This window comes from Hyphomonas sp. NPDC076881 (genome assembly GCF_050269995.1).
In the GTDB taxonomy this organism is placed as follows: Bacteria; Pseudomonadota; Alphaproteobacteria; order Caulobacterales; family Hyphomonadaceae; genus Hyphomonas.
Map to the genome: position 1 here is coordinate 321,146 of NZ_JBNNJJ010000002.1, position 14,900 is coordinate 336,045.

At 61.2% G+C, this 14,900-nt stretch carries 14 protein-coding genes and 1 pseudogene; 6 read left to right on the forward strand and 9 right to left on the reverse strand.

The genetic code is table 11. The features are described from left to right. Window positions 1-55 precede the first annotated feature (55 nt). The 3 genes from ACQKI2_RS03575 to htpX all read right to left on the reverse strand — a co-directional run bounded on the left by ACQKI2_RS03575 (window position 56) and on the right by htpX (window position 2,921). Complete coding sequence (locus ACQKI2_RS03575; protein ID WP_427378350.1) at window positions 56-505, reverse strand: glycine zipper 2TM domain-containing protein; 450 nt, start codon at window positions 503-505, stop codon at window positions 56-58. Between the two features lie 170 nt (window positions 506-675). Next, complete coding sequence (locus tag ACQKI2_RS03580) at window positions 676-1,947, reverse strand: RsmB/NOP family class I SAM-dependent RNA methyltransferase (protein ID WP_427378351.1); 1,272 nt, start codon at window positions 1,945-1,947, stop codon at window positions 676-678. 80 nt (window positions 1,948-2,027) lie between these two features. Next, window positions 2,028-2,921 carry a zinc metalloprotease HtpX gene (gene htpX, locus ACQKI2_RS03585; protein WP_427378352.1) on the reverse strand — a complete coding sequence of 298 codons (894 nt, stop codon included), beginning with the start codon at window positions 2,919-2,921 and terminating at the stop codon, window positions 2,028-2,030. A gap of 103 nt (window positions 2,922-3,024) precedes the next feature. On the opposite strand from htpX, the gene ACQKI2_RS03590 reads away from it, so the two are divergent. Next, on the forward strand, window positions 3,025-3,222 hold the full coding sequence (locus tag ACQKI2_RS03590) for a DUF1674 domain-containing protein (protein ID WP_427378353.1): 198 nt from the start codon (window positions 3,025-3,027) through the stop codon (window positions 3,220-3,222). Window positions 3,223-3,293: 71 nt separating this feature from the next. On the opposite strand, the gene ACQKI2_RS03595 is transcribed toward ACQKI2_RS03590, so the two are convergent. Next, window positions 3,294-4,124, reverse strand: a complete 831-nt coding sequence (locus ACQKI2_RS03595; RefSeq protein ID WP_427378354.1) for an alpha/beta fold hydrolase — start codon at window positions 4,122-4,124, stop codon at window positions 3,294-3,296. 253 nt (window positions 4,125-4,377) lie between these two features. Between ACQKI2_RS03595 and ACQKI2_RS03600 the strand changes: the two genes are divergently transcribed. The 3 genes from ACQKI2_RS03600 (at window position 4,378) to ACQKI2_RS03610 (ending at window position 7,879) form a co-directional block, all read left to right on the forward strand. Next, the gene (locus ACQKI2_RS03600; RefSeq protein ID WP_427378355.1) at window positions 4,378-4,851 is read left to right on the forward strand and encodes a MarR family winged helix-turn-helix transcriptional regulator; all 474 of its coding nucleotides are present in this window, start codon (window positions 4,378-4,380) and stop codon (window positions 4,849-4,851) included. Between the two features lie 225 nt (window positions 4,852-5,076). Continuing rightward, window positions 5,077-7,509 (forward strand): TonB-dependent receptor plug domain-containing protein, encoded by a 2,433-nt coding sequence (locus ACQKI2_RS03605; protein WP_427378356.1) that lies wholly within the window; start codon window positions 5,077-5,079, stop codon window positions 7,507-7,509. A 10-nt stretch (window positions 7,510-7,519) separates the two neighbouring features. Next, the gene (locus tag ACQKI2_RS03610) at window positions 7,520-7,879 is read left to right on the forward strand and encodes a GNAT family N-acetyltransferase (RefSeq protein WP_427378357.1); all 360 of its coding nucleotides are present in this window, start codon (window positions 7,520-7,522) and stop codon (window positions 7,877-7,879) included. 41 nt (window positions 7,880-7,920) lie between these two features. On the opposite strand, the gene ACQKI2_RS03615 is transcribed toward ACQKI2_RS03610, so the two are convergent. From ACQKI2_RS03615 to ACQKI2_RS03625, 3 genes are all read right to left on the reverse strand, one after another. Further along, the gene (locus ACQKI2_RS03615; protein ID WP_427378365.1) at window positions 7,921-8,598 is read right to left on the reverse strand and encodes a DUF6602 domain-containing protein; all 678 of its coding nucleotides are present in this window, start codon (window positions 8,596-8,598) and stop codon (window positions 7,921-7,923) included. Between the two features lie 163 nt (window positions 8,599-8,761). Next, window positions 8,762-9,784, reverse strand: a complete 1,023-nt coding sequence (locus ACQKI2_RS03620; RefSeq protein WP_427378358.1) for an NAD-dependent epimerase/dehydratase family protein — start codon at window positions 9,782-9,784, stop codon at window positions 8,762-8,764. A 186-nt stretch (window positions 9,785-9,970) separates the two neighbouring features. After that, window positions 9,971-10,933, reverse strand: a complete 963-nt coding sequence (locus ACQKI2_RS03625) for a DMT family transporter (RefSeq protein WP_427378359.1) — start codon at window positions 10,931-10,933, stop codon at window positions 9,971-9,973. On the opposite strand from ACQKI2_RS03625, the gene ACQKI2_RS03630 reads away from it, so the two are divergent. Beyond that, window positions 10,932-11,216: a hypothetical protein gene (locus ACQKI2_RS03630; RefSeq protein ID WP_035600774.1), complete on the forward strand. Its 285-nt coding sequence runs from the start codon at window positions 10,932-10,934 to the stop codon at window positions 11,214-11,216. The two genes, ACQKI2_RS03625 and ACQKI2_RS03630, sit on opposite strands and share 2 nt — an antisense overlap. Here ACQKI2_RS03630 and ACQKI2_RS03635 read toward each other — a convergent pair. After that, window positions 11,207-12,094, reverse strand: coding sequence for an SDR family NAD(P)-dependent oxidoreductase (locus ACQKI2_RS03635; RefSeq protein ID WP_427378360.1), 888 nt, complete (start codon window positions 12,092-12,094; stop codon window positions 11,207-11,209). The two genes, ACQKI2_RS03630 and ACQKI2_RS03635, sit on opposite strands and share 10 nt — an antisense overlap. A gap of 725 nt (window positions 12,095-12,819) precedes the next feature. Further along, entirely contained in the window at window positions 12,820-14,355 is a 1,536-nt protein-coding gene (locus ACQKI2_RS03640; RefSeq protein WP_427378361.1) for an anti-phage dCTP deaminase, read from the reverse strand. A 36-nt stretch (window positions 14,356-14,391) separates the two neighbouring features. On the opposite strand from ACQKI2_RS03640, the pseudogene ACQKI2_RS03645 reads away from it, so the two are divergent. Beyond that, window positions 14,392-14,900 (forward strand): annotated as a pseudogene (locus tag ACQKI2_RS03645) (transposase); the annotation flags it as partial.

The window sequence follows — 14,900 nt, forward strand, 5'->3', positions numbered from 1 at the left end:
AGCCGGCTGCCATTGGCAACCGGCTGTCTCGAAGAGGGATCAGAATCGCTGGCGCTTAGCGCGGAACGATCTTCCAGCCATCGGCGCCGGCAATGGCGTTCACCGGGGTGCCCGGCTGGATGTAGATGTCAGCGCCCTGCACGATTTCGCGCACTTCGCCATTGTCGAAGCGAACGGTGTAGGCATAGCCGCGCTTGGTGCCGATGGCCTTGCCGGCCTCGTTACCGGCGATGCCGCCGACCACTGCGCCGCCGATGGCGCCGGCCGTCTGGGCCTTGTCGCCGCCGCCCAGCTCAGAGCCTGCCAGGCCGCCGAGGACAGCGCCGGTTGCGGCGCCGATGAGCGAGCGCTCGGATTTGATGGTCACTTCGCGGACCGACTGCACATAGCCGGTGTAAACCGTGGAAGCCTGGCCGACAGAACCCGGCGAAGCCGTGCCTGCGCCATAGGAGCTGGCGCAACCGGCAAGCGCCATGGTCAGAGCCGCAAGAGCGCCTGCAGCCATTTTGATGGGCTTCGCCCGAGGGGTGATCGCCATAGTCATGTGTTTATTCCTTTCGCACTGCATACCTGCGATGGGCTGGTTATACCGCAGTTGCTGCTGAATGAGATATGAACTGTGTTTCAGATTTCCGTTCAGGAACGAATTACAGTTTGGAAAGGTTGCGGGCGGTTTCAATCGCTGCGCGTCAGGCGGGCAATGTAGAAGGCGTCATACTGGCGTCCCGCCGATGGCAGGGTCAGCACGTCCCCGGCGGGCGTGAGGGAAGCTTCAAAGCCCGGAATCTCGCTGGCCAGCACAGGCGCGCGTTTCAGCGGCCCGCGCGCAATTGCGGCCTCGACAATCTCAACCCCCTCGGCCGGAACCGGCGTGCAGACGCAGTAAACCAGCGTGCCGCCAGGGGCGAGCATATCGGTGGCTGCGGCCAGCAGACGGGCCTGGACGGCGGGAAAGCGGGTCACATCGGCCTCGGTCTTGATCCAGGCCCCTTCGGGATGGCGGCGCAGGGTGCCCAGCGCCGAGCAGGGCGCGTCCAGCAGGATTTTCGGGAAGGGGGCGGGCGCCTTCCAGGCCTCCCCATCGCCCACGATCACGTCCGCGTGAAGCCCTGTGCGGGCGAGGTTTTCCTTCAGCCGCTCAAGCCGGGGGCGGGAGCGGTCGAGCGCGGTAACCTCTGCCCCAGCCGCAGCGAGCTGCAGCGTCTTGCCGCCCGGCGCGGCGCAGAGGTCGAGGATGCGCTCTCCCGGTTGGGGGGAGAGCAGCCTTGCCGGAATGCGCGCGGCGGCGTCCTGCACCCACCAGTCGCCCGCGGCATAGCCCGGCAAGGTTTCCACCGCGCCGCTGATGATGTCGATGGCGCCATCAGGCCGCAGCGCGCCGCCGGTCGCCGCTGCCACGCGGGCGCCGTCACCCTTGGGAGAGAGGTGGAGGCCGGGTTCTTCCAGCTGGGCGAGGGCGAGCGCTTCGGCCGTCTGGCGGCCATAGGCAGAGCCAAGGCGGCTTGCCAGCCAGTCCGGCCAGAGGGCGAGGGGGCTGAGACTGCTGGCCGGGCTGTCGCTTTCGCTGACCCGGCGCAGGGCGGCGTTGACAAACCCTCCGCCCGAACGGGCCGGAGACCAGAGCCGCGCGGCCTCAACCGTCTCGGACACTGCCGCATGGGGCGGCACATCCATGAACCAGAGCTGCGCCGCCCCGGCGCGGATCAGCGCGCGGATCTCGGCGCCGGTTGCGCTCAGGGGGCGGGAGAGAAACGGGGAGACGCCCCGGTCGATCCAGCCGAGATGCCGCAGCGCGCTGGAGGCAATGGCGCGCGCAAAGGCGCGGTCAGACCCGTCAAGCGCATTGAACGCATCGTCTGCCGCCATCGCGTCATCCAGCGTGCGCCGCTTGTCGAGCACAAGATTGAGAAGCCGGCCCGCCGCCAGCCGGATATGCGCGCCGCTCAAATCAGGGCTCTCCAATAGAGGTTGTCATCCTCCCCCGTAACCGGGGGAGGCGGGCAGCGCCAGCCATTGCCTGCTTTCACTTACCCCCACGGCCCGCTGGACCGCGCCGCTGGGGCAGGGGCGGCGGAGATGCCCATTTCGCCGGCCAGGCGGCGGAGGGCTTCGACGCGGTTGGCGGTCGCCGGGTGGGTGGAGAAAAGGTTGTCTGCCCCGCGCCCGTTCAAGGGGTTGGAGATATACATGTGCGCCATGGCGGGATTACGTTCCGCATAGGGATTGATCTGGGCCCGCGCGCCGCGCTCGATCTTTTCCAGCGCCGAGGCAAGCCAGAGCGGGTTGCCGCAGATTTCTGCGCCGCGCGCGTCGGCCTCATATTCGCGCGACCGGCTGATCGCCATCTGCACCAGCGCGGCGGCCATCGGTGCAAAGATCATGATGGCGATGGCGCCGATCAGCCCGGTGCGCTCGCGCCCGAAGAAGAGGGCAAAGTTTGCCAGCATGCCGATGGCACCGGCCAGCGTGGCCGTCACCGTCATCGTCAGCGTGTCGCGGTTCTGAACGTGGGCCAACTCATGTGCCATCACGCCGGCCACTTCCTCGCGGTTGAGCATGTTAAGGAGGCCGGTTGTGGCCGCCACGGCGGCGTTTTTCGGGTTGCGGCCCGTGGCGAAGGCGTTGGGCTGAGGCGTGTCGATGATGTAGATGCGGGGGGCGGGCAGGCCGGCATTCTCCGCTAGGCGCGCCACGTCCTCGCCAAAGGCGCGCAGCATCGGATTGCGTGTATCGGGCAGCACTTCCTGGGCGCCCTGCATCCGCAGCACCATCTTGTCGGAATTCCACCAGGCAAACACGTTCATGCCGGCAGCCACGACGAACGCGACAATCATGCCGCCCGTGCCGCCCACCAGAAAGCCGATCGCCATGAAAATGGCCGTCATGGCGGCGAGTAGAATGAAGGTCTTGGCCGTGCCCATCGGTGGGGGTCTCCTCATCAACAAGAACGAAGCCTGCGCGGCTTTGCGCAATTCGTGTCTGCAGCCCTATATGGGAAAGGGTGAATGACACGGAAAGATTTTAATGACCGGTAAACTGTCAGAAGAAGAGATCGCCCGCCGCGCCGCCTTGCCAGAAGCGGCCCGCCGCGCGCTGGAAGAGGCCGACGCCCGCAAACGGGCTGAGGCGGCCCTGCCCAGCGACGAAATCGGCGGCCCGAAGAACATTGAGCCCACCCGCTTCGGAGACTGGGAGCGGAAAGGCATCGCCTACGATTTCTGAAGTTTAATGCGGCGAAAAAAGCCCAGGCCACCTTTGACGGGCGGCCTGGGCCTTTTGTCTGGCGCGCGCCTCTAGCCTTTGATGAAGGCCAGAAGGTCGGCGTTGATCACGTCCGGATGCGTCGCAAACAGGCCGTGCGAGAGGCCGTCATAGACCTTCAGCGTGCCGTTCGGCAGCAGGGCGGCGGCACGGCGGGCGGTTTCGTCCACCGGAACGATCTGGTCGTCCCCGCCATGCATCACCAGCACCGGCAGGGTGATCGCCTTCAGATCCTCAGTGAAGTCCGTTTCGGCAAAGGCGGTGATCGTGTCGAGCTGGGCCTTGGCGCTGCCAATCATGCCCTGGCGCCACCAGTTCTGGATCAGGCCTTCGCTGACCACGGCGCCTTCCCGGTTGAAGCCATAGAAGGGCCCCGAGGGGATTTCGCGGTAGAACTCGGCGCGGTTCTTCGCCAGAGCCACCTTGAAGCCTTCAAACACTTCCAGCGGCACGCCGGCCGGGTTGCTCTCGATCTGGCCGAGTACCGGCGTGATCGCGCCGATCAGGACGGCCTTGGACACGCGCCCCGGCTCAGCCTGCGCCACATAGCGGGCAACAACGCCCCCGCCGGTGGAGTGGCCGATATGCACGGCGTTCTTCAGGTCCAGCGCGGCAACGAGATCGGCCGTGTCGGACGCGAACGTATCCATGTCATGGCCCACATCTGTCTGGGTAGAGCGGCCCTGGCCGCGGCGGTCAAAGGCAACGACGCGGTAGCCTTCCGACAGGAAGAACAGCATCTGGGCGTCCCAGTCATCGGCGGTCAGCGGCCAGCCATGGTGGAACACGATGGGCTGGGCGTCTTTCGGGCCCCAGTCTTTGTAGAACAGCTGGGTGCCATCTTTGGCGGTGATCATGGACATCTGAATTTCTCCTTGGGCAGGGGGGGTGGGGGCAGGGCCGGCGGCAGAAACCTGGCCAGCGGCCAGGGCAGAAAGGGCAACGGCAGAAAGCAGGGACTTGATCATGGTGGGCTCCGATTGGTTTTTGCGATAACCCTTATCGCGATAAACATCAGGTAAGAGATTGCCTTTTCGGCGTCAAGTATTATTTTATCGCGATAGGTAATTTCGCGATAAGGGTCTCTTTCGCCCCCGCGCCATAAAGGAATACCACATGCCCAGGCTCACCGCGCCCAATCCCCCGCTGCCCCCGCCGCTGAGCGAGCATATCTGCCGCACGATCTACGCCACCAATCTCGCCATCCAGCGGGTCCACAAGGTGGTGCTGGACGGGCTGGGCATCACCTACCCGCAATATCTAGTGCTCAACCTGCTCTGGGACCGGGACACTCAATCCGTCAGCGAGCTTTCCGGCCAGCTGGAACTGGAACCCAGCACGCTCACCCCGCTGCTGAAGCGCCTGGAAGCGGCCGGCCATCTCACCCGCGTGCGCAACCCCCAGGATGAGCGTCAGGTGCTGATCGGCCTCACCGATCAGGGCCGCGCCCTGCGGCTGGAGGCAGGCTGTGTCGGCGCAAACCTGATGGCAAAGGCCGGAATGTCCGCAGATGACCTGCGCGACCTCAACGCCCGCATCCGCGCCCTGCACGACAATCTCACCGCGCCGGGAACAGCCGGGGAGGGCTGAGGACCCCTCAACCCCCGGCCTCGCGGCACTGGAGAGCCGTGAAACAGGGTGCGCGGGCCGCCGTCCACCCCTCGAAATTGATCCTGCGCCAGTGAGAAATGGGGGGCTGCGGCTCCTCAGCCGGCTCTCGGCAACCAGCACAATTTGTTCCGAGATGGGCGCGGCCGGTGCCTTGACATCCGAGATTATCCGAATTGTAATGTTATAATATACCGAGAGGATGTAATGAACCGTTTATGGGTAGCGGCCGCTTTGGCCGGTGGAATTTTCGTGTGTCCGGCATTTGCCCAATCCTGGGCGCAGGAAGCGCCTGACGTGGCCGCTTCGGCTGATCAGGGCGCCGAGACAGAGACGGAATCGAGACAGGAAACGGTTGTTGTCACCGGGTCGCTGATCCGCGGTCTTCCGCGGGAGTATGTCGCGAGCCCCGTATTCACTCATGGAAAAACCGACATCGTGCGATCAGGCGCAAACGCGATGTCGGAATACATCCTCACCATCCCGCAGAACTTCGCATCTGACCTAAGCGATTTCGGTACGGCGGCGACAAGTATCGGCTCTACATTGAGCACAGCAACCTCCTACAATCAGTACGACGCTTTTGCTGCCTTTGCCTTGCGTGGCCTCGCTTCCGACGCGACGCTGACCCTGGTGAACGGGCGGCGGATGGCGTCGGTCGGCATGATCGAATCGCCGACCATTTCGGTGATCCCTTCCGCGCTGATCGATCGTATCGACATCATTTCCGATGGCGCCTCCGCGACCTACGGCGCTGATGCGGTTGCCGGGGTTGTAAACATCGTGACGCGCAAGGCCACCGATGGAATCGAAGTGCGCATGCGCGGCGGTGTCATGACTGAAACCGGCGCGAAGAGCTGGGATGCAAGCGCACTGGCGGGCAAGAGCTGGGAAAGCGGGAGCCTGTACGGTATGGCGAGTTACCAGCGCCGCGACGAGTTCGTCACCGACCCCGTGATCTCCGGGACCACGCCGCTTCAGATCAGCCAGCTTCCGCAGGAAGACCTGGGCAGCTACTATGCCGGAATCCAGCAGAAGATCGGCATATTCGACCTTTCCGTTGACGGATCATATTTCCGGCGCGACCGGTATGCGCGCCTGGATTATCCCAATACCCCCAATAGCAACCGTGATTATGAAAGCCTGGCGACGGGCTATTCGGTCAACGCCAATCTGCATTGGGATGGCGAGGATGAAACCGCAATGGATGTCTACCTCGACTATGGCGCCACCGATTCGGGAAGTGTCCTGACCTATGGGAGCGGCTACGTCTCCAGCTACAATCACGAGAATACGTTGCTCGTTGCCGAAGTGACCGCACAGACGGCGCTCATGTCTCTCCCGGCAGGCCCTCTCATGATTGCCGGCGGAGCGCAATATCGTGAGGAAACGCTTGAAACCGACGCAGCGATCTTCTTCCACAAGGCCGGTGGGGAAAGACGGGCAAGTTCGGTATTCGGTGAACTGAGCGTGCCGGTCGTCAGTCCCGAGATGGGTGTGCCGCTGACCCGGAGCTTGATGATGTCGGCTGCCCTCCGTTACGAGGATATAGAGTTCGATTCGGCGCTGGCACCGAAAGTGGGTCTGCGTTGGGAGATTGATCGCTCGGTCGCGCTGCGCGGCACGTATTCTCGCTCATTCCTTGTTCCACGCTTCCGCAATACCATCGGGATCGCAGAACAGGTTTCGTTCTGGAGCCAGCCTTTCCCCTATCTGCCGGAGGGGAGCCAGAATCCGGCCCTGCCAGATGGTAACGCGCTTGTCATCTATCGCGCGGGTGCCAATCCCGATCTGAACACACAGCAGGCCGACACGTTCACCGCCGGTATCGACTTGACGCCAGCCGGCATTCCCGGCCTGTCGATCAAGGCAGGCTATTACCGGATCGAGATTGAAGGCCGCGTGGTCACGCCTTCCCAAGCCGATGCCGCTACACTGGCTGATCTGCAACGCTTCAACATACTCGACCCCACGGCTGAGCAGATAAGCAGTATCGTGAACAATCCGACGACATTCCGCTGGTTTTCCGCCAATGTTCCATTCGTGAATAATGGCCGCACGATTGTCTGGAATGCGGCAAGCGAGATACCCGCCGATCTGCTTTCCCAGGTTCAGGTCATTATCGACATCCGCCCACAGAACTTTGCCGTCGAGTTCACCGATGGCATCGACCTCGAGATCGCCTACGACACGGATCTGTTTGGTGGTGTGGCCCGTTTCCAGCTGACCGGCCAGCATATTCTCAACCTCAATCTCCAGGCGGGAACGGGCGCGCCCGTGTCGCGTGCGGATGGCTATGCGCAGGCATCCGACTTGCGTCTGAACGGAAGCGCCGTTTGGGGGCGCGACGGCGTTTCGGTGGGCACTGTGGTCAACTATGTTGATGGTTTCACCGACAACAGACCGAACTATACGCCTGCCAAGGTTGGGTCCTATACCACGGCCTCGGTGTTTCTCGGGTTTGATCTTGAGCGCCTCATGCGCTCGGAGATATTCCATGACACGGAGTTGCAGATCGTTGCCGCAAATGTCTTCGACCAGCGGCCGCCGGCGATCCGGAATGGTTATCTGGGGTATGATCCCTACAATAATCCGCCCAACCCGCGCACGATCAGTATGGTTTGGACTAAGCGCTTCTGATGGTCTGCTGATGGCGTCCTACTGGTCGCCCGGCATTCCGCGCGAGACGGTGGAGCGCGCCTGCGCCGCCTCCCTCTGCGCCCTCGCGCGGGATGAGGCCGGCACGCTGACGGGCTTTGCCCGCGCGGTGACCGATTACACCGTCTTCGCCTGGGTGTGTGATGTGATGGTGGTGCCCGCCCATCGCGGCCAGGGCCTTGGCCGCAATCTCGTCCGCGCCCTGATGACCCATCCGGAGACGCAAACCATCCGCCGCTGGATGCTCGGCACCGCCGACGCCCACGGCGTCTATGCCGGCCTCGGCTTCGCCCCGCTCAAGGCGCAGCATTGTAGAGTTAGAAGTTTAAATCCTGTGCGGATCAATTATTGAGCGTTCAAGCTTGCGAAGACGAGGTGCGTATCAGTTGCAATCTACAAGGCGTAATCAACTGGACTGGTTGAGGCGGCTTGGAGTGAATTGGTGATGCTGTGCAATACCACAATCAAAGCCCACAACGCCCAAGGGCCTCTTACACTTACTCCTTTGTATTGCTGCGAGGATACGAACAAACCAGCGTCAATCACAAGGATACCAGCGATATCCGGGTTTTCTTCCAATTTGCGCTTAACAGTTTCTATGTTGTTCCAACCCGTGTAGCCGGCGACAAACAGTGGGATCGTCGGCGTTGGGGTGTCTCCCATTACCATCATGCCGCCGATACGCCGGCGAATTGGAGCAAGTTGTCTTGCAGTATGTTGTGCTTGCGACCATTGATTTGCAATATTGGACTTAACTTCAACTACGGCGGCCACGCATTCTGCCAAGTATAGACGAGTTGCGTTTGCGCCTCCCCCTACGCTTGGCAGTGAAGGGCCTATTGGATACTCCACCACTACGTCTAGTTGGCCGCTTCGAGCACCCGTTGCGTCGGTAACGTCACCAGTTCCAAATCGGTAGATTGGGGGTAGTACGCCAGCTAAAAACTGATCAATGAACGCCTGCCGTTCCTGTCCTCGTGAGCTAGAAGACAAAGAGGCGCTCGCTTGATGAACGCCGTTTAAAATCGACTGGATTCCGATGAGGCGTTGAAGGACGTGGCAATTCGGCATGGTCGCCCCTTTTGGTGCTTGTTTTGCCACAATAGACGGATTCTCGCTGAAGAAATTAAACTAGTTCATATGTGCCAGTGCGTATGTAGATCGGGTCGAGCACCATATTTTTGATTTTAGAGGGTAGATCATGGGAGTTCTTTCCAGCAATTTCTGCCCCCCCTCAAACCACCCCCGCCTCAATCAAGCTCCGCGCGCCCGCGATCACGGCTTCCTCGCTCGTGCGCGGTTGCCAGCCCAGCACCCGCCGCGCTTTCTCGCTGGAGATATGCCGTTCGCGGTTCAGCTCCGGGATCAGCTGTTTGGCGGGCGGGTTTACCAGCGCAATGAGGTGGACCATCCAGGCGGGAATGTCCCTGGACGGAAGTTTTGAGGCATAGGCCGGAAATTCGCGGGCGAGCGTGGCGGCCACTTCCGAAAACCACATGAACCGGTCGCCCACCAGAAAGCGTTCGCCGGCCGCGGCCGGGCTGGTCATCGCGGCCACATGGGCGGCGGCCACATCGCGCACATCCACCACCACAAAGCCCACCTTCGGCGTGCCTGGCAGCTTGCCGGACATCAGCTGGGTGAGGATTTGAACCGAGGCGGAAAAGTCCCCGCTCATCACCGGGCCCAGCACCAGGGCGGGGTTGATCGTCGTCAGCTCCAGCCCCTGGCCCTCGGCGCGAACATAGTCCCAGGCCGCGCGCTCGGCAGCGAGCTTGGAGCGGATATAGGGCGTCATGTCCGCCGCGCCATTGTCCTGAGACCAGTGTTCCTCGGTGATGGGGCTCGGCCGCGCGTCGCCCCAGCCATAGGCGCAGGCGGCCATGGAGGAGGTCATCACCACCCGCTTCACGCCGGCGGCCTTGGCGGCTTTCAGCGCGCGCAGCGCCCCGTCGCGGGCGGGGATAATCAGCTCGTCGGCATTCTTCGGCACGGTCGCCGGAATGGGGGAGGCGATGTGGTGGACGTAATCCATCCCTTCGGATGCCTGCGCCCAGCCCTTGTCTGAGGAAAGGTCAGCCTCGCGGATGGGGAGGGAGACAGGCCGCCCGGCATAGGCGCTGAGCGTCTGGTTCAGCGGGCCGGCCCTTGAGGCGGAGCGGGCCGTTCCGGTCACCTCATGGCCCGCCTCGATCAGCTGGTGGATGACATGCCCGGCGATGAAACCGGTTGCGCCCGTGACAAGAACCTTCGCCATGCTGGCCTCCCCTGAGATGGGGTGAATAATAAACGATCTGTAATCTGTTCACAAACGGAATCTGGAAAATCTGTCCCGGCCTTGCGCGGATCTGTCCGGAATTGTCCATGCGCTGTCCGGAAATGTCCGGATTTGTCCAGGAAATGACCGGCCCTGACGCCGTTCTGGCGGGCTTTTTTGGGGGGATCAGACAGGCTTGGGTGGCAGCGCCGGCTTCTTCCGGTTGAGCCGGTGTTCCCGCCAGGTGATGTAGAGGGTGGAGGTGATGATGATGCCCGCGCCCAGCCAGACGAAGGGGCCGGGCAGCAGGCGGATCATGATCCAGTCCGCCACCGCCCCCATCGGCAGGCGCACATAATCCAGCGGCGAAAGGAACGAAGCGTCCCCCACAGACATGCCCTTGATGAAGCAGAACTGGGCCACGAAGCCGGCAAAGGCCATGGCGAAGATGAGGGCCCAGCCGGTGAGATCGGGGCTGCTCCAGAAGAACAGCGCGAAGGGCAAAATGATGATGGAAGACAGCATGTTAGCCCACACCAGCAGGGCCAGCGGGGCGTGCACCCCGGTCAGCGATTTGACCAGCACGATGGTGAACGCAAAGCAGAGCGAGGAGAGGAGGGCGAACAGCGCGCCGAGGTTCAGGTGCGCGCCCCCGCCGCTGCCCAGAAGGGCGGGCACCAGCGTCATGATCAGCACGCCGGCAAAGCCGATCACCACAGCGCCGCCGCGGTGAACCCCCACCTTCTCATGCAGCAGCACGATGGCCAGCAGCGTCACGAAAAGGGGCCGGGTGAAGGAAAGCGCGTTGAACTCCGCCAGCGGCAGGCCGAAGATCGGCCAGATGGCAATCAGCCCGAACACAAACCCCGCCGATCCGATCAGGCTGCGCGTTACCAGCGCGCCAAAGCGGGTGGTGTGGATCTTCACGCCCCCGATCCACACGAAGGGCATGGCAATGGCGAAGGCCAGGAAGCTGCGCCAGAAGGCGAGGAAAATCGGGTGCGCATCGGCGGTGATTTCCTTGGCGAGGGCGATGTGCAGCGTATAGCCTGCCCCCGAGACCAGCATCCACAATGCGCCCTGAAGATTGCCCGACAGGCCGGGGCGACTTACAGATCCCTCAGAGCCAGAAGGTGCCTTGCCGTTCATGCTACGCTTTTCACCTGAAGATATCGACGCGATTGACCAGCTTTGGCGAAGCCTGCCGCCGGGCCACATGTGGACCGGTTGGGCCGCTGTTGGCCAGCCCCCCGAGACGGTGTGGATCTATCGGTCGCGGGCCCATTGGCGGCGCTTTCCGCTGACGCGCACGAAAGCGGGCTATGCCCTGGGCGACGATCAGGGCCGCCCCTTCCGGGAAGCGGCGACCCTGGAAGACCTGCTGGCGGCGGTGGAAGCCGTGCCCCGGTTGCGCGTGGCCGATCAGGACTGAGCGGCGGCGGCGGCCTGGGCCAGGCGCATCTGCTCGGCCTGTTCCGGGCTGATGCCGAGGGATTCCATCACCGGGCTGGCGGCGGTTTCGTCCCAGCTATGGCGCGGGCCTACGGTCATGCCGCCATCGACGAGGAATTCCCCGCCGGTGATGAACCCGGCCGCATCAGACGCCAGGAAGGCCGCCATCTCGGCGATGTCCGTGCCTTTGCCGACCCGCCCGATGGGCTGCATCTTGCCACCTGCCTGGGAGAGCATTTCGGCCATCTGATCAGCCACTTCACGCGGCAGGCCGAGCGAGGCGCCGAAAATCGAGGTGGCGATGAAGCCGGGCAGGATGGCGTTGACGCGGATCTTGTATTTCGCAAGCTCGGCAGCGGCGAGCTTTGAGAAGTGCGCCACGCCCTTCTTGGCCACCGAATAGGTGATCGGCGCATAGCCGGCCGAAACGGCGCTGATCGAGGAGGTGTTGATGATCGCCCCGCCCTTGGCCTTCATGTGGGGAATGGCGAATTTGGTGCCGGCGAACACCTGCTTCAGCAGGAGGCTCATCGTGTGGTCGTAGCCCTCGAGGTCCAGCTCCTCCACCGAGGTGGGGGTGCCGCCATGGCCGGCATTGTTCCAGACGATGTCGAGCGACCCGAAGGCGGCGGGGGCGGCGTCCATGATGGCTTTGAGCTGATCCATGTTGGTCACGTCGCAATGGACAAAGCGCAGCTTGTCGGGCCCGAAGCGGGTTTCCAGCGCCTTGCCTTTTTCATCCTGGATGTCGCCGGCGATAACCCTGGCGCCTGCGGCGATGAAGGTTTCCACCCCGGCCAGCCCGATGCCGCTTGCTGCGCCGGTGATTACCGCCACCTTGCCCTTGAGATCTGCCATATATTCCTCCCGTTTGTTGGCGACATGCGGCCCCTTTCCGCGAGGGGCGTCAAGGGACAAAGTTGACGGGGGCGTCAAATTTCTGTGCTGCGTGGGAGAGCAAGGGGGGAGGGGTGGGGGAAGGGGTGGATAGGGGCGCGCGCCTGCGCCCCGCAAGGTGTTTCCAAACGCGGGTATCCGGACTGGCGGAGCCATCCGGAGTCTGATCAGTTCGGGGCCCCCAAAATGGAGCCGGGCGCGGCGGGCGCCGCGGCGCCCGAAGAAGAAGTTGTGTTTGCGGTGTGGGCACCTCGCCCGCCGCGCTGCCCCCGGAGTTTCGGGCAGTTTTCGGGATGACTTCGGCGCTGCCAGGCCTTGACCACTTACCCTCACTCTCGTGACCTTGGATAAACACCAAGGCGGGCCAGTCGGGATTCTCTACCGGCTTTTTGGTCCGGCTTGCCTGGATCAACGTCCCTAGAGAGGTTGCGGGCCGTTACTCCCACCGCCTCCCATCCTCCGGGGCGACCCTCCCACAAACCGAACGGTACCGGCGCGGCTCCTGCGGGAAGGATGCGGGTAATGTGGGCGCGTGGGGGACACGGGCGGATAAGTTGGCGGGATTATTTTGGCAAGGCCCGGTGTTGCAGCAGGCGCGAGAATATGTGGCTGGTGGAATGGACGGGCACAATCCTTCGTTCAAAGCACCCAAAGTACAGGTTGAGCGTGGCGATACCGCCTATCTTTTAGGGTTCTTTGGCGAACTCGATATGGGCCTTCAAAAGCGCGGGTTCCAGTTCAGATAACTGCAGTATCTCGTAGTTCTCGAAGTCTCTTGGATAATTGCGAAGTTGGCAGAGAGCCGTGGCCTTGTTCCAAGGTCTCATAAGCCCCCTCTCGTCTTTTAATCGTGACTTGGAAAACAGATGAAATAGCTGCGCGGTAACGCCGCAAAATTGCTGGAATGAAACCCTATCAGGCGTCGAGACTGTTGGATCGACAGCAATGGAATCATCATAGAGACTTAGCGCCTCGCTCTTGGGATACGGCTCCAAAAAATAAACCTCCTTTATCCCAGAGCCAACAATATGCTTCGCGCAATTGTGGCAAGGAAACGTGGTGACGAATAGAGTGGCGCCTTGGGTCGAGGTATGACTGCGGGCCGCGTCTGTTATGGCATTCATTTCTGCATGCAGCGCTCTGCCATATTCTAAGATACCCAAAATATCTGCGTTCGCTAGTGCGCCAGACTCATCATCAAGTAGACTGCGAGTTAGCTCTTCGTGGGATTTTGAATCCCACTCTGCTTGCAGTATTCCTTTCTCTTGAAGCCTTTCTACTACATCGATTACTAGGTTGCGTTTTTTGCGAGTGTTTTCATCGAAACCACGAAGTGCGTCGCGGCCATCGTGTTTATGGTCTGTCCAATAGGTGCCGCCAGAAAATTTCGGAACCTCATTCGAACCCATTGCTATTACGGTTCGCCTACCATCAAAAATCGCTGCCCCTACTTGGCGGGACAAGTCGGTGGACCTTAGTGCAGCCTGAGCAGCGGTATTGTTGCCATACTCTTGATAAGTAGGAGAGAGGTTGGGATCTCCAAAAATGAGGCGGAACAATCGCTCAACGCCAGACAATGTATTTTCCCTGGAGGAAGTATCTACAATACAATCGGCTAGGGGAAATGCGGCGCTTACATTTTGTCCGAAAGAATCAGGTTCTTTCTCATCTTTTGTAACCAGAGCTTCAGCAGTTTTTTTCCATGCATCTTTTTTGCCATGGTCACTATGTTCAGTCAGAAACTTTTTTGTGAGGCTCGAGATACGAGATTCGTATGGAGAATGGCAGGAAACGACGATACAAGCTTCGCCATATATATTTTTTAAGGTCTGAATTTCTTCTGGTTTTTTGATTTGGTTGATTACGTAAACAGTACCCGAATGTTCCGATCCCTGAATACTCTCTCGTTTTGTGCGAATAACATTTGAAGCGAGTAAAGCGAGAATATCTTTCCTCGCAGTATCACTGCGCAACTGATTGCAAGCTGAAATGTAGGCTTCAATCCTTTGATCCGAAGTTGACGCTTTCAATTCATAACTATGCTCCAAATATTGGAACAAGCTTGTCACTCTGACTTCACAAAATTGATGCCGATACTTTGCGCTCTCGCCTTCAATTGCTTCAATCACCGATCCTAAATCGGTGCCTAATCGTCCCACGATCGCGATAATGAGTTCCGGCTTTTTTAAGGCCTTTGACCCAGCCCCCTGAATTCCGGCCATGATTTTGCAGACTCTCTCGATTAGAGAGGATGACACATGCGCAAGAGCAGATTTTCAGACGAGCAGATCATCGCGATGATCCGGGAGCACGAGAGCGGCGTGAAGACGGCAGATATCTGCCGCAAGTACGGGCTTTCGGATGCGACCTTCTACAAACTGAAGGCCAAGTTTGGCGGGATGACGGTGTCCGATGCCCAGCGGCTGCGGACGCTGGAGACGGAGAACGGCAAGCTGAAGCGCCTGCTGGCGGAGGCGATGCTGGACAATGCAGCGCTGAAGGATCTTGCCTCAAAAAACTTCTGACGCCCGATGTCAAACGCAAGGCCGTGCAGCACCTGATGGAGGTGCACGAGCTGAGCGAACGTCGGGCCTGCAAGCTGGCTGAGCTGGATCGGTCAACGTTCCAATATGAGAAACAGGCAGGCGATGATGCTGTCATGCGGGAGCGTCTGCGGGCCCTCGCTGCGACGCGCCGCCGGTTTGGTTATCGCCGGCTGGGCATTCTGCTCGACCGTGAGGGGTTGGGCGCTAACCACAAGAAGGTC